The 18,771-nt window shown below is 61.0% G+C and carries 16 protein-coding genes; 12 read left to right on the top strand and 4 right to left on the bottom strand.

Annotation, left to right across the window (positions count from 1 at the left end):
• Window positions 1-339 precede the first annotated feature (339 nt).
• Genes lepA through nagZ form a run of 10 tightly spaced genes read left to right on the top strand, consistent with a single transcriptional unit; the run spans window position 340 to window position 8,956 of the window.
• Entirely contained in the window at window positions 340-2,148 is a 1,809-nt protein-coding gene (gene lepA / locus WG899_RS09575) for a translation elongation factor 4 (RefSeq protein ID WP_339595404.1), read from the top strand.
• A 30-nt stretch (window positions 2,149-2,178) separates the two neighbouring features.
• Window positions 2,179-3,153 carry a signal peptidase I gene (lepB, locus tag WG899_RS09570; protein WP_339595403.1) on the top strand — a complete coding sequence of 325 codons (975 nt, stop codon included), beginning with the start codon at window positions 2,179-2,181 and terminating at the stop codon, window positions 3,151-3,153.
• Between the two features lie 53 nt (window positions 3,154-3,206).
• Window positions 3,207-3,611 carry a DUF4845 domain-containing protein gene (locus WG899_RS09565; RefSeq protein WP_339595402.1) on the top strand — a complete coding sequence of 135 codons (405 nt, stop codon included), beginning with the start codon at window positions 3,207-3,209 and terminating at the stop codon, window positions 3,609-3,611.
• A 20-nt stretch (window positions 3,612-3,631) separates the two neighbouring features.
• Window positions 3,632-4,339, top strand: a complete 708-nt coding sequence (gene rnc / locus WG899_RS09560; protein ID WP_339595401.1) for a ribonuclease III — start codon at window positions 3,632-3,634, stop codon at window positions 4,337-4,339.
• Between the two features lie 48 nt (window positions 4,340-4,387).
• Complete coding sequence (gene era / locus WG899_RS09555) at window positions 4,388-5,320, top strand: GTPase Era (protein WP_339595424.1); 933 nt, start codon at window positions 4,388-4,390, stop codon at window positions 5,318-5,320.
• Window positions 5,317-6,093 (top strand): DNA repair protein RecO, encoded by a 777-nt coding sequence (gene recO, locus WG899_RS09550; protein WP_339595400.1) that lies wholly within the window; start codon window positions 5,317-5,319, stop codon window positions 6,091-6,093. Before era ends, recO begins: the two co-directional genes overlap by 4 nt.
• Window positions 6,094-6,145: 52 nt before the next feature.
• Window positions 6,146-6,937, top strand: coding sequence for a pyridoxine 5'-phosphate synthase (locus WG899_RS09545; RefSeq protein ID WP_339595399.1), 792 nt, complete (start codon window positions 6,146-6,148; stop codon window positions 6,935-6,937).
• A gap of 8 nt (window positions 6,938-6,945) precedes the next feature.
• Window positions 6,946-7,482, top strand: coding sequence for a GNAT family N-acetyltransferase (locus WG899_RS09540; RefSeq protein ID WP_339595398.1), 537 nt, complete (start codon window positions 6,946-6,948; stop codon window positions 7,480-7,482).
• Entirely contained in the window at window positions 7,479-7,874 is a 396-nt protein-coding gene (acpS, locus tag WG899_RS09535) for a holo-ACP synthase (RefSeq protein WP_339595397.1), read from the top strand. The genes WG899_RS09540 and acpS overlap by 4 nt, the downstream gene beginning before the upstream one ends.
• A gap of 14 nt (window positions 7,875-7,888) precedes the next feature.
• Window positions 7,889-8,956 carry a beta-N-acetylhexosaminidase gene (gene nagZ, locus WG899_RS09530; RefSeq protein WP_339595396.1) on the top strand — a complete coding sequence of 356 codons (1,068 nt, stop codon included), beginning with the start codon at window positions 7,889-7,891 and terminating at the stop codon, window positions 8,954-8,956.
• Window positions 8,957-9,416: 460 nt separating this feature from the next.
• Here the strand turns inward: nagZ and WG899_RS09525 are convergent, their stop codons facing one another.
• Window positions 9,417-9,941, bottom strand: coding sequence for a GNAT family N-acetyltransferase (locus WG899_RS09525; protein WP_339595395.1), 525 nt, complete (start codon window positions 9,939-9,941; stop codon window positions 9,417-9,419).
• A 390-nt stretch (window positions 9,942-10,331) separates the two neighbouring features.
• Here WG899_RS09525 and WG899_RS09520 point away from each other — a divergent pair, with 390 nt between their 5' ends.
• On the top strand, window positions 10,332-10,814 hold the full coding sequence (locus tag WG899_RS09520; protein WP_339595394.1) for an SET domain-containing protein: 483 nt from the start codon (window positions 10,332-10,334) through the stop codon (window positions 10,812-10,814).
• Window positions 10,815-10,836: 22 nt separating this feature from the next.
• Here the strand turns inward: WG899_RS09520 and WG899_RS09515 are convergent, their stop codons facing one another.
• Window positions 10,837-11,556 carry a UPF0149 family protein gene (locus WG899_RS09515; RefSeq protein ID WP_339595393.1) on the bottom strand — a complete coding sequence of 240 codons (720 nt, stop codon included), beginning with the start codon at window positions 11,554-11,556 and terminating at the stop codon, window positions 10,837-10,839.
• Window positions 11,557-11,654: 98 nt separating this feature from the next.
• Complete coding sequence (gene alaS / locus WG899_RS09510; RefSeq protein ID WP_339595392.1) at window positions 11,655-14,285, bottom strand: alanine--tRNA ligase; 2,631 nt, start codon at window positions 14,283-14,285, stop codon at window positions 11,655-11,657.
• 166 nt (window positions 14,286-14,451) lie between these two features.
• Between alaS and WG899_RS09505 the strand changes: the two genes are divergently transcribed.
• Entirely contained in the window at window positions 14,452-15,939 is a 1,488-nt protein-coding gene (locus WG899_RS09505) for an NAD-dependent succinate-semialdehyde dehydrogenase (RefSeq protein WP_339595391.1), read from the top strand.
• 117 nt (window positions 15,940-16,056) lie between these two features.
• On the opposite strand, the gene WG899_RS09500 is transcribed toward WG899_RS09505, so the two are convergent.
• Window positions 16,057-18,474 (bottom strand): TonB-dependent receptor, encoded by a 2,418-nt coding sequence (locus WG899_RS09500; protein ID WP_339595390.1) that lies wholly within the window; start codon window positions 18,472-18,474, stop codon window positions 16,057-16,059.
• Between the last annotated feature and the right edge of the window lie 297 nt (window positions 18,475-18,771).

Below are 18,771 nucleotides of genomic sequence, written 5' to 3'. Positions count from 1 at the left end.
GGTCTGGAGGCAGCAAAACCCAGGTTGTTTGGTTTGGCCTAATTCATCCACAAGTTGTTCATTGAATTGTGTGGATAAGGTGTGGATAATTTTGATGTTGGCGAGCCGCAACGTTAGGGATTCCAGTCCCGGTGCGGCTTCCGGTTCTTGCCTTTTGGCTACAATGAACGCCCAACATGCAGTTGCCATACGTTTTGTTGGAAGGCGCGTCACCGTTTCGACGTGCCTTTTTTTTAGCTTCAGCACGGCGCTCCGCGCCTTCATATCGCTCCGCGATTTGAGCTTGCGCTGCAACGGCAATGCCGTTGTGTCATCTGGCACAGCGCACTTAAGAACAGCATGAATCACATCCGCAATTTCTCCATCATCGCCCACATCGACCACGGCAAAAGCACGCTGGCGGATCGCATCATTCAACGTTGCGGCGGCCTGTCCGATCGCGAGATGGAGGCACAGGTGCTGGACTCGATGGACATCGAGCGTGAGCGCGGCATCACCATCAAAGCGCAAACCGCTGCGCTGCAATACAAGGCCAAAGACGGCAAGGTCTACAACCTGAACCTGATCGACACACCGGGCCACGTGGACTTCTCTTATGAAGTCAGCCGTTCGCTGTCGGCCTGTGAGGGCGCGTTGTTGGTGGTTGATGCCAGCCAAGGCGTTGAAGCGCAGACCGTGGCCAACTGCTACACCGCGCTGGACCTCGGCGTTGAAGTCGTGCCGGTGTTGAATAAGATGGATTTGCCCAATGCAGATCCTGAGAACGCCAAGGAAGAAATCGAAGACGTCATCGGCATCGATGCGACCGATGCGATTCCTTGTAGCGCCAAGACCGGCATGGGCATCGATGAAATCATCGAAGCCGTGATCGCCCGCATGCCGCCGCCCAAGGGTTTGGTCGACGCACCGCTGCGCGCCATGATCATTGACTCCTGGTACGACGCCTATGTGGGCGTGGTGATGCTGGTGCGCGTGGTCGACGGCACGCTGAAGAAGGGTGACCGCATCCGCATGATGGCCTCCAACGCCGTCTACCCCGCTGACAATCTCGGCGTGTTTTCGCCGAAGTCGGAAAGCCGCGATCAGCTCAATGCGGGTGAGGTGGGCTTCATCATCGCCGGCATCAAGGAACTGCAAGCGGCCAAGGTGGGTGACACCATCACAGTCGACAAGAAGTTGCCCAACAACCTCGGCCCCGCAGAAGCGGCCTTGCCAGGCTTCAAGGAAATTCAGCCGCAGGTGTTTGCCGGTCTGTACCCGACCGAAGCGAGCGAGTACGACCAGCTGCGCGACGCGCTGGAAAAGCTCAAGCTGAACGACTCTTCCTTGCGTTACGAGCCCGAGGTGTCTCAAGCGCTGGGCTTTGGTTTCCGTTGCGGCTTCTTGGGCCTCTTGCACATGGAAATCGTGCAAGAACGCTTGGAGCGTGAGTTCGACCAAGACCTGATCACCACCGCGCCGAGCGTGGTCTATGAGGTGGTGTTGTCGAACGGCGATGTGATCGAGGTCGAGAACCCGTCCAAGATGCCGGAGTTGGGGCAGATCCAGGAGATCCGCGAGCCCATCGTGACCGTGCATCTCTATATGCCGCAAGACTACGTCGGCCCAGTGATGACGCTGGCCAATCAGAAGCGCGGCAATCAAATGAATATGGCCTACCACGGCCGTCAGGTCATGCTGACCTATGAGATGCCGTTGGCCGAGATCGTGCTGGACTTCTTTGACAAGCTCAAGAGCGTCTCGCGCGGTTACGCGTCGATGGACTATGAGTTCAAGGAGTACCGCGCCTCCGATGTGGTCAAGGTGGACATCTTGATCAACGGCGACCGGGTCGATGCCTTGTCCATCATCGTGCACCGCCTGCAAAGCCAGTTCCGCGGCCGCGGTGTGGCCGCCAAGATGCGCGAGCACATCCCGCGCCAGATGTATGACGTGGTAATTCAGGCCGCCATTGGCTCCAACATCATTGCGCGCGAGAACATCAAGGCGATGCGCAAGAACGTGCTGGCAAAATGTTATGGCGGTGACGTCTCGCGTAAGCGCAAGCTGCTTGAGAAGCAAAAGGCCGGTAAGAAGCGCATGAAGCAGATCGGCTCGGTCGAAGTGCCTCAGGAAGCGTTCCTGGCTATTTTGCAAGTTGAAGACTGAAATCCTTTCCCAACCAAGATCGATTGATTGATGAGTGCTCTGACCGGAATTCTTTACGCCATCCTCGTCGCCTATTTGGGGGGCTGGTACACCGGCTACTGGAGCGGCAATTTCTCTCTTCTGCTCTTCATCCTGACCGTGGTGACGCTGGCCTATTGGCTGGCCGAGCGTTTCCATTTCCAGCCCAAGCGTGAGCGCGCTGCAGCACTGCTGTTGGAGAGCGATGCCAAGCGCCGTCAGACGCTGGCGGAGCAGGGCATCGCGCGTGTGGATGGTGACGTTGAAGGCGCGCGTCAGCAAATCCTCCAGCAACCCTGGTGGCTCGATTGGACCGCAGGTCTCTTCCCGGTGATCTTGGCCGTGTTCCTGTTGCGCTCTTTCTTGTTCGAGCCGTTCAAGATTCCCTCGGGTTCGATGGTGCCGACGCTCTTGGTGGGTGACCTGATCCTGGTTAACAAGTTCCATTACGGTGTGCGCCTGCCGGTGATCAACAAAAAGATCATCAGCAACAACGAGGTCAAGCGTGGCGATGTGATGGTGTTCCGCTGGCCGGAAGACACCAGCATTGACTTCATCAAGCGTGTGGTGGCCTTGCCTGGCGATGAAATCAAGTACCTGAACCAGCGCCTCTATATCAACGGCGAGTTGGTGCCGGTGCAAGCGCAGGGCGACTTCTACGATGAAAGCTCGATGGCTTACCGCCCGCGCTTCACCGAGAAGCTGGGCGAGAAGGAGCATCAGTTGCTGGTGGACCCCCAGCGCTCGCCCTTGTTTCATCCCAATCGCAAGGACGGCCCTTTCCCCTTCCAAGAAAACTGCAAGTACAGCCCCGAGGGCGTGACCTGCAAAGTGCCCGCCGGTCACTACTACATGATCGGTGACAACCGCGACAACTCCGGCGATTCGCGCTTCTGGGGTTTTGTGCCGGATGAAAACATCGTCGGCAAGGCCTTTTTTGTTTGGATGAATTTCGGTAATCTCAAGCGCATTGGCGCTTTCAATTGAGTCGGGTCGTGGCGCCTTCGGGCTTTCCGTATCAACGCAAGGGAACTGGAACTATGGGGCTTCGCAAGCTTGTTGGAATTCGGTCACGCAGTGCTGCTCACGCAGGTGGGCGGCGCCAGCAGCGTGGCGTCAGCCTGCTCGGCCTGTTGTTCTGGGGTGTGGTGGTGGCGTTCGCCGGAGTGGTGGCAGCACGTGTCTTGCCCACGGTGTTGGAGTTCTACACCATCCAACGTGTGGTGGACCGCATTGCCGCTTCGAATCCGGCTACCGTCCCGGCCGTGCGCGCCGACTTTGAGCGCGCGCAGCAGGTCGAGTATTCGATGGTCAGCGTGGCGCCCAAGGACTTGGTCGTGACCAAGGAAAACGACAAATTGCAGATCAGCTTTGCCTACGACAAGCAAATCGAATTGGGCGGCCCCGTCTTCCTGTTGATCAAATACGCTGGGCGTTCACGCTGAGTGTCTGAGCCTTGCCCCTCATGAGTCCGCAACTCCTTGGTCTTCAACGCCGACTGGGTCACCAGTTCAAGCAGCCGGAGCTGTTGACGCGTGCGCTGACGCACCGCAGCTTCAGCGCCGACCACAATGAGCGCCTGGAGTTCTTGGGTGATGCGGTGCTGAGCCTGGCGGTGTCGAGCCTGTTGTACGAGCGTTTCGCTGGCTCCGATGAAGGTGACCTGACCCGAATCCGCGCCCATCTGGTGCGTGAAGACAGTCTGCATCGCCTGGCTTTGTCGCTGGATCTGCCCCAGGTCTTGCGCATCAGCGAGGGCGAGGCCAAGGGGGGCGGTGCACAGCGACCGTCTATCTTGGCCGATGCCACCGAGGCCTTGATCGGCGCGACCTTTGTTGATGGCGGCTACACTGCAGCCTTGGCGGTGGTGCGAAGTCTGCTGGCCGAAGTGATCAGCAGCGCCTCGGGCGCCGACAACTGGGCCAAAGATGCCAAGACAGCGCTGCAGGAGTGGCTGCAAGCGCGCAAGCTCAGCGTGCCGGCCTACCGCATTACCGAGACCCGTGGGCAAGCGCATGCGCAGACCTTCGAGGTGGAATGTGCCGTTGCTTCCTTGCGCGTGGCCACACGCGGAGAAGGCCGCTCGCGCCGTGTCGCAGAACAAGATGCCGCCCGTCGATTGCTCGACGAATTGATTGCCCGTGACAAGCCAGGCGCTGGCTTGCGCGACTGAAGGAGCCGGCTTCGTGCCGCCCAAACCATGACAGAAAACACAAAGCCGATGGATGCCGATTCGACGGACGGCGCGGCCGAATCTCATGACGCGCAGTCCTTGCCGCAACGCTGTGGCCTGATCGCGATTGTCGGCCGGCCCAACGTCGGCAAATCGACCTTGCTCAACGCCCTGGTGGGCCAAAAGGTTAGCATCACCTCAGACAAGGCGCAGACCACCCGCCACCGCATCACCGGCGTGCGCACGGTGGACGAGGCGCAGTTTGTCTTCGTCGACACCCCGGGCTTCCAGATGAAGCATAACGCGGCACTCAACCGCACCCTGAATCGCACCGTGCACAGCGTCTTGGGCGATGTGGATCTGGTGCTGTATGTGCTGGAAGCAGGGCGCTTCGGCCTCGATGATGCCAAGGTCTTGTCGCTGTTGCCGGAAGACAAGCCGGTGGTGATGATCGCCAACAAGCTTGATGCGGTGCAGCGCCGCGCCGAACTGGCGCCCTGGCTGAAAAGCATGCAAGAGCGCCGCAACTTCAGCGAGTTCGTACCGCTTTCGGCCAAGAAGGAAGCCGACGTTGCGCGCCTGTTCAAGATCCTCAAGCCCTACTTGCCCGAGCAGGGATGGTTCTACGAGGAAGATGCGCTGACCGATCGCTCCGAGAAGTTCCTGGCCAGTGAAATCATCCGTGAAAAGCTGTTCCGCTTGACCGGCGACGAACTGCCCTACACCTCGACCGTCATCATCGATAAATGGGAAGACGAGGGCGAGCTGCGTCGCATCTCCGCCTCCATCGTGGTGGAGCGTGACGCCCACAAGGGCATGATCATCGGCCAAGGTGGTGAACGCCTGAAGCGCATCGGCTCAGAAGCACGCCAGGAACTCGAGCACCTGATGCAGGGCCGTGTGTTCTTGGAGTTATGGGTCAAGGTTCGCTCCGGCTGGGCCGATACCGAAGAGCATTTACGGACCTACGGTTACGAGTGAAGTCGCGCTCGCCCAGCGTTCAGCAGGCCTTTGTCCTGCATCACTATGACTGGAGCGAGTCCAGTCTGATTCTGGACCTGTTCACCCGCGAGCAGGGGCGCATGGCCGTCGTGGCGAAAGGGGCCAAACGCCCCTATTCACAGCTGCGCCCGGTGCTGCTGCCGTTTCAACGCATCCAAGTGAGCTTGGCCAAGCCGGCCAAGACTGCAGCGGGTGAGGCTGCGGCTGAAGTGGTGACCCTGCGCGGGGCGGAGTGGGTCGGTGGCAGCACCTTGCCGGCGGGCGCCGCTTTGTTCTCGGGTTATTACATGAACGAGCTGCTGCTCAAGCTGTTGGCTCGGCAAGACCCGCACCCGCAGTTGTTCGATGCCTATGCGGACAGCCTGCCGCACCTGCATGCCAATGAGGACGCGCAGTCGCAGTCGGCCTTGCGTGCCTTTGAATTGCGATTGCTGCGCGAGCTGGGTTTGCTGCCGGACCTGAGCCTGTCGACCGTGACGCAGGCGCCGCTGCAGCCCGAGCGCCGCTATATGTTGAACGCCGAAGCCGGCGTGCTGCCGCCCACGGCCGAGGCCGCCAGCTTTGGTGCCGATGAGTTGGTGCATCTGCAGGCGGCGCTATTGCATGGCAGCATGGCCGCCTTACGGCAGGCTTGTGCGCCCATCTTGCCCGCCTTGCGCAGCAGCTTGCGTGGCTTGCTTCACTATCATCTGGGGCAGCGGCCGCTGCGCACCCGGCAGGTGATGCTGGACCTGCAAAAGCTGACGGATTGATGCGACGTTTCACACATCGGGCTATGACTCGAATACAGACAGAGAGCTTCAGATGAACCCCTTGCTTGCCCCTGAATCCCACTCATCGCATGGCGCGGTGCGATGCGCCTTGTCCGTCAACGTCAACAAGGTGGCCTTGCTGCGAAATACCCGCCATCTGGGCATTCCCAGCGTGGTGCGTGCGGCCGAAGCTTGCCTGCTGGCCGGAGCACAGGGCATCACCGTGCATCCTCGGCCCGATGCGCGTCATATCCGCAGCGCAGACGTTCATGACTTGGCGGCCTTGATGCAGCAGTGGCCCCATGCCGAGTACAACATCGAGGGCAATCCGACCCAAAACTTGATGGACTTTGTGCGCAGGGTGCGGCCGCATCAGGTGACCTTTGTGCCCGATTCCGAAGACCAATTCACCTCCGATCATGGTTGGCAATTCCCCGCGGACATGGAGCGCTTGCGCCCCTTGGTGGCCGAGGCCAAAGCCTGCGGCGTGCGCGTCAGCCTGTTTATGGATCCCGTCCCGGAAGCGATGGCCTTCGTGGCCGAATTGGATGCAGATCGGGTCGAGCTTTATACCGAGACCTTTGCCAGCGCGTACGGCAGCGAAACTGAGGTTGAGGTCTTGGCTGGTTTTACCCGCACCGCTCAGGCAGCACTTGCCGTTGGGCTGGGCATCAATGCCGGCCATGACCTGAATCGCGATAACTTGACGCGTTTCTTGCAGGCCGTACCTGGCGTGCAAGAGGTGTCGATCGGCCATGCCTTGGTGGCCGATGCCCTGGAACTCGGCTACAGCGAGACCGTGCGCGACTATCTGCGCTGTATTCAGCGTGCCTATGCTGCCTGAAGTCTGAGATGAGCAAGACCAAGTCCAATTTTCTCGACCTGCGCCCGGCCCAACCCGAGGACGCCCTGCGCATTGCAGCCTTGGCACGCTGGGTATGGCTGGACCGTTACGCAGCCGAGGGCGGCGTGAACAGCACGGTGGCCGAGTTTTTGAAGCGTGACTTTGATGAGCAGGTGCTGCGCCAGTCCATCGATTTGAATCGGCACTGGCTGATCGAACGTGGCGACACCTTGCTGGCCTGGGCGCATCTGGACGACAGTGCGGTGTGCCCCGTGTCGCTGTCAGGCGCAGCGGTCGAACTCAAGCGCTTGTATGTGGCTCCGCACAGCCAGGGCCAAGGCCTGGGTCTCAAATTACTGCACCAGGCGCGCCAAGAGTGGCCTGATCGCAGCCTTTGGTTGACAGCCTGGGTAGGCAATGAAGATGCGCTGCGCTTTTACCGCCGCGAGGGTGCGAGTCTTTGGGGCGAGGACTGGTTTGAGTTGGGTGGCCAACAGCATCGCAATGAGTTGCTGGGGTGGCCGCCGTTGGAGCCAGAGGCATGATTTACGGTATCGGCACCGATGTCTGCGACATCCGCCGAATTCGTGACACCCTGGAGCGGCGCGGCGAACGATTCGCGGAGAAGGTCTTGGGTCCGCATGAAATGCAGGTCTTCCGGGAGCGCAGCGCCCGTGTCGCGGCGGGCGGCGTGGCTTATCTGGCCACCCGCTTCTCGGCCAAAGAAGCATTTTCCAAAGCCATCGGCATGGGCATGCGCATGCCCATGACTTGGCGCGACTGCGAGATCGTCAAGGCCCCCAGCGGCAAGCCGGGGATCCTTTTGCATAACGGCCTCGCCGCATGGTTTGAAGCCAAGGGCTTGAAGGCGCATGTCAGCGTCAGTGATGAAACCGATTACGCCACCAGTTTCGTGGTGGTTGAAACCAAAGAATGAAGGACGCCTCCGCCATGCCAACCCACTCGCACGCGCCCCTGGTCATTGATGTTGCCGGGCTGCGCCTGAGCAGGATTGAGCGTAAACGCCTGACCCATCCTTTGGTTGGCGGTTTGATTTTGTTCGCGCGCAATTTTGAAAGTCGTGCGCAGCTGACTTTGCTGACGTCCGAAATCAAATCGATTCGGCCTGACTTGTTGATCACCGTGGACCATGAGGGTGGCCGGGTACAGCGTTTTCGCAGCGATGGTTTCACCCATTTGCCGCCGATGCGCAGCCTGGGCGCTTTGTGGATGGAAGACGCCATGGCCGCGACCCAGGCCGCAACAGCGGCGGGTTATGTGATGGGCTCTGAGTTGCGTGCCTGTGGCGTTGACTTAAGTTTTGCCCCGGTGCTGGACCTGGACTACGGTGAGAGTTCGGTGATCGGTGAGCGCAGCTTCCATCGCGATCCCCGCGTGGTGGCGCTCTTGGCCAAGAGTGTGGCGCATGGCTTGTTGATCGCAGGCATGGGCAGTTGCGGCAAGCACTTCCCAGGGCATGGCTTTGTGAAGGCGGATTCGCATGTCGATGTCCCTGTGGACCGGCGCAGCCTCAAGGCGATCTTGGCCGAGGATGCCAAGCCTTTTGAATGGTTGAACCTGAGCTTGTCGGCGGTGATGCCGGCGCATGTCATTTATCCGAAAGTGGATACGCTGCCGGCAGGCTTCAGCTCTCGTTGGTTGCAAGAGATCTTGCGTGAGCGTTTGGGCTTTGGTGGCTTGATCTTCAGTGACGATTTGGGGATGCGAGGTGCCCGCGTGCTGGAAGGCCGCGAGATTGGTTTTACCGAGGCGGCCATTGCTGCCTTGCACGCGGGGTGCGATTTGGCTCTGCTGTGCAATCAGTCGGTCGAAGACGACGGACAGGCGATCGATGAGGTCTTGCTGCAATTGAGCGAGGCGGCCCAGCAAGGCAGGTGGTTGCCAAGCGAGGAAAGCGAAGGTCGGCGTCAACTGATCCTGCCCGAGAAAGCCCCGTTGACCTGGGACGAGCTGATGCACGACCCTGCCTATCATCAGGCCTTGCAGCAATTGGCCTGAAGTAAGCAGAGCTGCGTTTGACTGTTGTCGGCACATTGCGGACATCCGACTTGGAGCGACTGCTTGCCAGCCTTAGCGAAAGAGCAAAGGCTGTGGTTGAGCAGGCCGACTGGGCACTCTGCCCCGCTCCTGCCTGGTCCAGTGGACCAGCCCTTCGCTAGGCTCAAGCCGTCCTCAGGACGCCTTGAGTCCGAGCTCAGTCCCCCGCCCCGGGCTTGCGCCCGGGTCTCCGCCTTTACCTCGCGGTTCAGAGCGCCCAGCCGTCCCGCTCCCGCAGGATTGGTCGTTGCGCAAGAAGAATCGCCGAGGGCGTCGGGGGTACGGTGAAGCGAAGTAAAGGGGGAGGGTCTGGCGCAGCCGGAGCCGGAGGACATGAGCGGAACCGTGCGCCCGATGGCTTCGGCAAGAGGAACACTAAAGTCCGCAAAGTGCCGACTACCGCCATACCCATCTGCAAACCTTAACTCCAAGTCGGCGGCTTGGGATGCAAGCGCGCCATGGCCAGCGTGTCCACATAGGCGCCATTGCGCAAGGCATAGGCTTTCATCCGGCCTTCTTGCACAAAGCCGAAGTGTTCATACAGAGCGATGGCTCGCGCGTTGTCGGCATAGACGGTCAACTCGGTGCGCAAGACTTGACCCCAGTTGTCGGCGTAGTCCAGCAGGGCCGCCATCATGGCTTTGCCGACGCCTTGGCCCTGGGCGCCATGCGCCACCGAAATGCCCAGCCCCATGGCGTGGCGCCGGCGCAGTGGCGCACCTACGCTGAACAAGCCGGCGCTGGCGAGCAGCTTGCCCTCGGCGTTCAAGGCCACCAAATGCAGGTCCACCTTGCCCGGCGCGGCGCCGTCTTGCAGGCGCAGCTTCCACATGTCTTCCGTCGGGTAGGGGTTTTGCAGCAAAGCACCGAAGACCTCGGGGTGGCTCATCAGTTCGGCAAACCCGGCGGCATCGCTGACTTGGGCGCGGCGTATGGTGATCTGCATGTCTCTCAAGCTCCTTGTGGGTGGGGTGGTGGACCGGTGGGGACGGAAAAACAAAAAAGCCCGCTGTGTCAGCGGGCTTTTCGTCGGGGGAGAGTGGGGGCTCTGGTGGGCCGGGCCTCAGGGGTGCCGCTGTGGGCCTGAGGCAAGATCAGTATGGATGGCAAACATGGGCATCAACACTAGATGCGACTGATGCAGGGCGCGCACGGCCGCAGCAGCCCGGTCAGGCTGAGTGCCAAAACTGGTGTTGCTGGGGGCGGTGAAATAAGCGGCTTGCATACGCCCAGTATGCGTGGAGCCTGAAGGGCAGGTCAAGCGCATCGGTGTACCTTGTTGTCGTCTGACCTCACAGGTTGGACAAACAGGCTCCGCAGCGACAATAGCGTCACCATGCCGCGTTTGACTGTGATCCAAGCCCCGACCCTGCCTCAAACCGAGGCGACAGTGCCCATCAAGGGTCAGCGCCAGCCAGCCGAACGCTTTGCGCTGCGGGTGGCGGAGAGTGACATCGATGGTTTGGGCGTGTTTGCCGCTGAACCCATCCCGGAGCGCCGCAAGATTGGCGAGTTACGGGGTGAGTCGATCTCGGTGCGCGAGGCGCGTCGTCGCGCCAAGGGGCGCGAGCGCATTCATATCGTCGAAGTTTCGGAGACCCGCGCTGTCGATGCCACCAACGCTACCGACGCGTTGCGCCACATCAACCACAGCTGCGCGCCCAATGCCAAGCTGCGCATCAACCAAGGTCGAGTCGAGTTCTACGCCCTGCGCGATATCGAGGTGGGCGAAGAACTCTGTTGCGACTATGGCGAGAGCCACCACGAGGGGCGGCTGACCTGTCGTTGCGGCGCGCCCAACTGCTGCGGCCGCCTTTAGGACTTTTCAGTCGCTAGATTGATCAGTCATCGAGCTGACCCGAACCAACGGCCTGATTGACCGCTTGCTGCAGCCAGAAGGTGCGCAGGTCCTGCACCGAGAACAGCGCGTCGTCGAGCAAGACATTCTGGTCGACTTCCTCGTCTTCGTCGTAGGACTCGTCGATGTACGCTTCCAGCTGATCACCGGGCGGCATGGCGACTGCGGCCACGCCCATCAGCATCGCATCCAGCATCTGCGCTTCTTCGCTCTCATCGTCGAAGACGTACCAGTCTTGCTCATTGTCTTCAACGGCCTGCATAAAGCCTTCGACCCACATCAAGCCGGCCGGGGGCAATTGCTCCAACTGCTCTTGAGTCAACACGCCTTGGCTCAAGAGGCTGGCCTTGGTGGCTTCGTCGAACTCGGTGATCAGCGGTTCCAACAGCATGGCTTCCGGGTCGGCAGCCAAACCTTCTGGGTCCAGCGCTTCGCCGATTTCATTCCAGCGCTCATGCAAAACGCTCATGAACTCTTCGGTGGCGTCTTGCTCGTCCAGGGCATCGGCCCAGTCGTCGCCAAACAATGCGTCCATCGCTTGCAGCGGGCCGTTGTCGCCGGGGCCGCAAATCAGCGCGGTCAGGTAGCCGTCCAGCGTGTCGATGGGCACCGCGTCTTGGTCTTCGGGCGTGGCCGCGACCAAGATCTGGAGAAGGGCGGCCAAACGCTCGGCGTTGGCGTGGTCAATGGTGCTTTCGTTCATAGCAGGCTCCTGAAAACCGGTGGGGAATGAGTTTGCAAAAAAGAACAAAGGCCCTCGGGTGTTGACGTCCCGAGGGCCTTTGTCGTGTTCATCGAAGATTAGAGCTTGTCGCTGACCCAGCCCGCCACGCTGGCCAGAGCGCCCGGCAGGGCTGCGGGCTGCGTGCCGCCGGCCATGGCCAGATCAGGTTTGCCGCCGCCCTTGCCGCCGCATTGCTGGGCCACATAACTGACCAGCTCGCCGGCCTTGAGCCCGCGGGCGATGTAGTCGGCGGTGACACCGGCCGAGAGGTTGACCTTGTCGCCATCGACCGAGGCCAAGACGATGATGGCCGAGTGCATCTTGTCGCGCAACTTGTCGATGGTTTCACGCAATGTCTTGGCGTCGGCGCCGTCGAGCGTGGCCGTCAGCACCTTGGCACCTTTGACGTCCACGGCTTGCGTCATCAAGTCATTGCTTTGCGCGGCGGCCAGGCGGCTCTTGGCGCTGGCCAGTTCTTTCTCCAGCGCCTTCACTTGATCCAGCACTGCATGCAGGCGCGGCTCCAACTCGGTGGGCGAGGTCTTCAGCGTACCGGCGGCACGGCTGAGCGTACCTTCGAGTTGCTGCAGATAGGCCAGCGCGTTGTCGCCGGTAACGGCTTCAATGCGGCGCACGCCAGCGGCCACGCCGCCTTCGGAAACAATCTTGAACAGGCCGATATCGCCGGTGGCCTTGACGTGGGTGCCGCCGCAGAGTTCCTTCGAAGTGCCGATGCTCAGCACTCGCACGGTTTCGCCGTACTTCTCGCCGAACAACATCATGGCGCCGCTCTTTTGCGCGTCGTCCAGGGCCATCACTTCGGCCTTGGCGCCGGAGTTGGCCAGGATCTCGGCATTCACGATGGCTTCGATCTTGGCGATTTCTTCCGCGCTGACCGGGGCGTTGTGGGCAAAGTCAAAACGGGTGCGTTCTGCATTCACCAGCGAGCCCTTTTGCTGCACATGGCTGCCCAGCACTTCGCGCAAGGCTTTGTGCATCAGGTGGGTGGCGCTGTGGTTGCGCACGCTCTTGATGCGCTGCTCGGCGTTGACGCGGGCCACAAAGCTGTCGCCCACGCTGACCGAGCCTTCCAGCACGCGGCCATGGTGGCCGAAGACATCGGCCTGGATCTTCAGCGTGTCTTCCACGGCGAAGCGGCTGCTCGGGTTGCGCAGATCACCGGAGTCGCCGGCTTGGCCGCCGCTCTCGGCGTAGAAGGGCGTGTGGTCCAGCACGACCACCGCGTCGTCGCCGGCATTGGCGGAAGTCACGCTGACACCGTCGATGTAGACGGCGGTGACCTTGGAGGTCTCGCAGACCAGGTGCTCGTAGCCGTGGAAGGCGGTGGGCGCGCCGCTGTAGGCCAGACCCTGGGCCATCTTGAACTTGCCAGCGGCGCGGGCTTGTTCGCGTTGGCGGGCCATGGCGGCGTCAAAGCCGGCTTGGTCCACGGTCACGCCGCGCTCGCGGCAGACGTCGGCGGTCAGGTCGACCGGGAAGCCAAAGGTGTCGTGCAGCTTGAAGGCGAGTTCGCCGTCGAGTTGCTTGGTTTCGGGCGTCAGAGCACCTTCCAGGATTTCCATGCCATTGGCGATGGTCTGGAAGAAACGTTCTTCTTCTTGCTTGAGCACCTCGGTCACGCGGGCTTGGGCCTGGCGCAGCTCGGGGTAGGCCTCGCCCATCTGGTTGACCAACTCGGCCACGATCTTGTGGAAGAAGGGGGTGCGGGCGCCCAACTTATAGCCGTGGCGGATGGCGCGGCGGGCGATGCGGCGCAGCACATAACCGCGACCTTCATTGCCAGGGATCACGCCGTCGACGACGGTGAAGCTGCAAGCGCGAATGTGGTCGGCGATGACCTTCAGCGAGGCGCTGTCCTTGTCGCAATCTTGAGCGCCGGAGCTGTCCACGGCCGCCTTGGCCGCGGCCAGCAGGGCCACAAAAGTGTCGATCTCGTAGTTCGAGTGCACATGTTGCAGCACGGCGGCCAGGCGCTCCAGGCCCATGCCGGTATCGACCGAAGGCTTGGGCAGCTTGTGCATCACGCCGTCTTCAGTCCGGTTGAACTGCATGAAGACGTTGTTCCAGATCTCGATGTAACGGTCGCCGTCTTCGTTCGGGCTGCCCGGAGGGCCGCCGGCCACATCGGGGCCGTGGTCGTAGAAGATCTCGGTGCATGGGCCGCAAGGGCCGGTGTCGCCCATCATCCAGAAGTTATCGGACATGTAGCGGCCGCCCTTGTTGTCGCCGATGCGCACGATGCGCTCGGCGGGCACGCCCACCACTTTGTTCCAGATCTCGTAAGCCTCGTCGTCTTCAGCGTAGACGGTGACCCAGAGCTTCTCGGCCGGCAGATTGAACTTAGTGGTCAGCAGCTCCCAGGCGTAGGAGATGGCGTCGTGCTTGAAATAGTCTCCGAAGCTGAAGTTGCCCAGCATTTCGAAGAAGGTGTGGTGGCGGGCGGTGTAGCCGACGTTGTCCAGGTCGTTGTGCTTGCCGCCGGCGCGGATGCACTTCTGGCTGGTGGTGGCGCGGGTGTAGGCGCGCTTGTCAAAGCCCAAGAACACGTCCTTGAACTGGTTCATGCCCGCATTGGTGAACAGCAGCGTGGGGTCGTCGCCCGGCACGACCGGGCTGGAGGCCACGATCTGATGACCTTTGCTTTCGAAGAACTTCAGAAAGGTCTGACGTATTTCTGCTGCTTTCATTCCCGGGCTTTCTGCTGGAACCGCGCCCTGGCTCATCACCTTTGGACGCAGTAAATACTTGATTTTTCGGAGCTTTTGATTATAGGGGCGGGCCCTTCGCTGAGCCCCCGTCGAAACGGTTAGAGTCTTGTCTCAAGAACCGCAGATAGAACAGAGAGAACCCTTCATGGATGCCAAGACTTCACCGCTGAGCCAACTCGAAGACGCCAGCCTGCTGCGCACGCAGGCCTTGATCAATGGCGAATGGGTCAGCGGCAATGAACGATTTGCCGTCAACGATCCCGCCACCGGCGCCTTGCTGGCCGAGGTGGCGAACCTGGGCGCCAGCGAGGCCGAAGCTGCCATCGCCGCCGCCAATCGGGCGCTGGCCCCCTGGCGCAGCAAGACGGCCAAGGAGCGCGCCGGCATCTTGATGCGTTGGCACCAATTGCTGATGAAGCATGCCGACGACCTCGCTCGCATCATGACGGCCGAGCAGGGCAAGCCGCTGGCCGAAGCGCGCGGCGAGGTGGTTTACGGCGCCAGCTTCATCGAATGGTTTGCCGAAGAAGGCAAGCGGGTTTACGGCGAGACCATCCCCACCACCGACAACAACAAACGCTATCTGGTCATCAAGCAGGCCATGGGTGTCTGTGCGGCCATCACGCCCTGGAACTTCCCGGTGGCCATGATCACCCGCAAGGTGGCGCCAGCGCTCGCAGCCGGTTGCACCGTGGTGATCAAGCCGGCCGAAGCCACGCCCTTGTCGGCGCTGGCGGTGGCGGAACTGGCGCAGCGCGCCGGCATGCCGGCCGGCGTCTTGAATGTGCTGAGTGCCGATGCGGCCAACTCCATCGCCATCGGTCATGTGCTTTGCGACAGCGATGTGGTGCGCCATCTGTCCTTCACCGGCTCCACCGAGGTGGGCCGCATCCTGGCCAAGCAATGCGCGCCGACGATCAAAAAGCTGTCCTTAGAGTTGGGCGGCAATGCGCCTTTCATCGTGTTTGATGATGCCGACCTCGACAGCGCGGTCGATGGCGCCATCGCCAGCAAGTACCGCAATGCCGGCCAGACCTGTGTGTGCGCCAATCGCCTCTATGTGCAAGAAGGCGTGTACGAGGCCTTTATCGAGAAGCTGGCGCTCAAGGTCGGGGCGCTGAAGCTGGGCAATGGCTTTGAGCCGGGCGTGAATGTGGGCCCGCTGATCGATGAGGCGGCCATGGCCAAGGTGGAGTCGCATGTGGCGGACGCCATGGCGCTAGGCGCGCGGCTGCTGGTCGGCGGCAAGCGAGCCACAGAGGCTGGTGCGCAGTTTTTTGAACCGACGCTCTTGGCCGATGTGACGCCGGCGATGCTTTGCTCGCGCGAAGAGACCTTTGGCCCGCTGGCCCCGGTGTTCAAGTTCTCGACCGAGGCGGAAGTGATTGCCCTGGCCAATAACACCGAGTTCGGCCTGGCCAGCTATTTCTACAGCCGCGATATCGGCCGCGTCTTCCGCGTCGGCGAGGCGCTGGAGTACGGCATGGTGGGCGTCAACACCGGCTTGATTGCCAGCGCCGAAGTGCCATTTGGCGGCGTCAAGCAAAGCGGCCTGGGCCGTGAAGGCGCGCACCAAGGCATGGACGACTATGTGGAGATCAAATACCTCTGCCTGGGCGACATCCAGAAGTGAGGCTCTGCAGATAAATAAAAAAGCCGCAGAGCGCGAACGCTTTGCGGCTTTGAGGAGCGAGAAAGTGAAATAGAAGACCGGCGCTTTGTGAGCTCCGGTCTTTTTTCTTGCCCGTGCTTAGTTGAAGTCGGCGCTCAGGCTGACCGAGACGAAGCGGGGGGCGCCCAGATAGTAGGTAGGGGTGTCGACGCCCTTGTTCGGCAAGGCCACTGCGTTCACACGAGTGCCGCCGTTCGGATTGCGATACTGGGCGTTCAACACGTTGGCGATGTTGAAGCGCAGCTGGGGGGTGCTCATCCAGCCCACATTGTTGAAGGTGTAGCCGGCGGCAAAGTCCACCACATTGAAGCTCGGTGCCGACTCGTCGTTCATCAAAGTGGCGTACTGCTTGCCGGTGTGCTTGATCTTGAAGCGAGCGTAGACCGGGCCTGAGGCGTACTGCAGCGAAGCGCCAACCATCTTCTCAGGCGTCAGCGTGAACTGATTGCCTCGGGTGACCAGTGTGACGGGTTTGCCATCGGTGCCGGCCACGATCAGGTTGTCCAGAATTTCGCTCTTTTGCAGCGTGACCGAGGCGTAGGCCGTGAAGCCACCCAGGAACGGTGCGCTGCCCGCTTCAAATTCCAGACCGCGGGTGTTCACACGACCGGCGTTGGTGTAGGTGCTGGTCTGGGTCGACGAGTCAAACGCGTTGGCTTGACGATCCTTGAAGTCGGCATTGAAGAAGGTGCCGGACAGCGAGAAATTGCGGGTCTGCAGGCGGTAGCCCAGGTCCGTCATGATGGCGGTTTCTGCCTTGGTTGCCGACACCAAATCCACGCCGCCGGTGGCATTGGGCTTCACATTGCTGCCGGTGAACGCGAAGTTCGGCGGTGCACGGAAGTTCTTGGCCACATTGAAGAACACTTGCTGCTGTGCGTCCAGCATGAAGCGGGCGCCGATTTGCGGCAGCACTTCACTGTAAGACTTCTGCAGGTTGTAGCTGATGGTGCCGCCTTCGTTGGCCGTATTGGTCACATCACGCTTGACGGTCGGGGCACGCAGGCCCAGCGACAGCAGACCACGGTCGCCCATGAAGCTGATGTTGTCGCTGACGTAAGCTTGATAGGCCGTGCTCTTGGTTTCCCAGTCGCGGCCTTGGTAGGTTGAACCATCGGGGCGCAGGATTTGACCGTTTTGCAGCCACACATCGGTGGAGCTGCCATCATCATTGACCTTGACGGCCGGCTGAGTTTGACGGTGGGTGGCCTTCTCAAACCAGACGCCGACGCGCAGCTGATGGTCGCCCATGGTCTTGTTCAGCTCGGTGGTGATGCCAGGACGCGAGGTCTTGGTCACGCTGGCGCGAGCGACGATGACCTTGTCCAAGGTGTCGCCGTCACCGTTCAGGTCGACGCCGCGCTTGGGCGTGGCGGAGTCCATGAAGGCGGTTTCAGACAGCACCACTTGTTGTGTGCCGCCGTTGCCGAAGCCGGTCCACAGATAAGGCTGAACCTTCAGGTAGGTGTTTTCGGCCAGCTTGAACGAGCCCGACACTGAGTAAATCGCGTTCTCGAAGGGGTTCTTCGACAGCTTGTAATAGGCCGGGTTGGGTCCTGTTTCGTTGTCGGCCTTGCCCTTGGTGCCTTTGATGTGGCCGGGGGTGAAGCTGGCGGAGTAGTCCCAGTTGTAGCCGTTGTCGTTCAACTGCTTCAGCGTCGGGGCCAGGAAGTTGTCGTTGATGGCGCGGTTGTAGAGCACCGAGCCGAGGATGGTGTTCTCATTGCCCAAGTCCCAACGGAAGGCCGCATCAACGTGGTCCTTGGTGGCGCTGCCGGGGCCCTTCCAGTGGTCGGCCTGGGTGTGCGAGTAGCTCAGGAAGACCTTCAGCTTGTCATCGGCAAAGCGGCCGCTGTCAAAGCGCACGAAAGTGCGTGTCAAGTTCAGCATGCCCAGCGTTTGGGCAACGCGCACGCGGCGCTTGTCTTCTGGGTCGCAGGTGTTGATGCTAACGCTGCCGCCGGTGGCGCCGGCGTGGGGCGACTCGACTTCAGGGGCGCCTTGGGCCACGCTCTGCGTGCAGAGGTTTTCCTGGTCCACATACTCTTGCGGGTAGACAGCGAAGTTGCCCGAGTCATTGACCGGCACGCCGTTGATGGTGAAGCCCAGCTGGTCGGCGCCGAAGCCGCGGATGGTCATGCCGCCGCCGTACAGGCCGGTGGCGTCATGGCTGAAGGTGTTGATGCCGGGCAGCAGGGCCAGGGCTTGGAAAGGGTTGCCGGTGGCGATGTCTTTTTCGGTCGACGCCTTGGTGATGGTGCTGCGACCCTTGACGGTGTCTTCGTTCAGCATCAGTCCGGCGCCCAGCTTATTGCCTTCGCCGACGATGGTGATGGTGCCCAGACGAACCGAGTCTTCCTTGGCGCGCGGCTGAGCTTCGCTGGCCTTGTCGGCTTCAGCGGCGGCGGTTTGCGCCAGCGCGGGGCCGGCAATGACGATGGCCACGGCGGCGCTCAGCGCCGTCTTCGAAAAGCTCATCCATTGTTTTTTGTTCACGGGATTACTCCAAAAAAATACGCGACCCAACGCGTTGAAACAGATCAAAAAGACACAAAACTCAAACGACCTCGCAAACGTTTACGCGTTGGCCTTGAAAGAGGGCCCGGATCCTGCGATGCGCACCATTTAGAGGCGCCGTCGGTATCAAAACCAAAGACGTAAACGTTTGCGGATACGGAATTCCGCCAAAACTTTCTACTTGCGGAGGCATTGTGCTGTTTTTGGCCTCAGCAGGAAAACCCCTCAAGTAGGTCATCAGGCCTAAGTCTGCCCGTCTTGACGCACTCAGGCTGC

The organism is Paucibacter hankyongi (assembly GCF_037482915.1).
Classification (GTDB): Bacteria; Pseudomonadota; Gammaproteobacteria; order Burkholderiales; family Burkholderiaceae_C; genus Paucibacter_A; species Paucibacter_A hankyongi.
The sequence above is the reverse complement of the archived record's forward strand: the minus strand, read 5'-3'. Positions and strand labels throughout refer to the sequence as shown.

Excerpts from the sequence above, each read along its gene's own strand:
- lepA (WP_339595404.1), top strand. The coding sequence starts at position 340 with ATGAATCACATCCGCAATTTCTCCATCATCGCCCACATCGACCACGGC.
- lepB (WP_339595403.1), top strand. The coding sequence starts at position 2,179 with ATGAGTGCTCTGACCGGAATTCTTTACGCCATCCTCGTCGCCTATTTG.
- WG899_RS09565 (WP_339595402.1), top strand. The coding sequence starts at position 3,207 with ATGGGGCTTCGCAAGCTTGTTGGAATTCGGTCACGCAGTGCTGCTCAC.
- rnc (WP_339595401.1), top strand. The coding sequence starts at position 3,632 with ATGAGTCCGCAACTCCTTGGTCTTCAACGCCGACTGGGTCACCAGTTC.
- era (WP_339595424.1), top strand. The coding sequence starts at position 4,388 with ATGGATGCCGATTCGACGGACGGCGCGGCCGAATCTCATGACGCGCAG.
- WG899_RS09545 (WP_339595399.1), top strand. The coding sequence starts at position 6,146 with ATGAACCCCTTGCTTGCCCCTGAATCCCACTCATCGCATGGCGCGGTG.
- WG899_RS09540 (WP_339595398.1), top strand. The coding sequence starts at position 6,946 with ATGAGCAAGACCAAGTCCAATTTTCTCGACCTGCGCCCGGCCCAACCC.
- acpS (WP_339595397.1), top strand. The coding sequence starts at position 7,479 with ATGATTTACGGTATCGGCACCGATGTCTGCGACATCCGCCGAATTCGT.
- nagZ (WP_339595396.1), top strand. The coding sequence starts at position 7,889 with ATGCCAACCCACTCGCACGCGCCCCTGGTCATTGATGTTGCCGGGCTG.
- WG899_RS09525 (WP_339595395.1), bottom strand. The coding sequence starts at position 9,941 with ATGCAGATCACCATACGCCGCGCCCAAGTCAGCGATGCCGCCGGGTTT.
- WG899_RS09520 (WP_339595394.1), top strand. The coding sequence starts at position 10,332 with ATGCCGCGTTTGACTGTGATCCAAGCCCCGACCCTGCCTCAAACCGAG.
- WG899_RS09515 (WP_339595393.1), bottom strand. The coding sequence starts at position 11,556 with ATGAACGAAAGCACCATTGACCACGCCAACGCCGAGCGTTTGGCCGCC.
- alaS (WP_339595392.1), bottom strand. The coding sequence starts at position 14,285 with ATGAAAGCAGCAGAAATACGTCAGACCTTTCTGAAGTTCTTCGAAAGC.
- WG899_RS09505 (WP_339595391.1), top strand. The coding sequence starts at position 14,452 with ATGGATGCCAAGACTTCACCGCTGAGCCAACTCGAAGACGCCAGCCTG.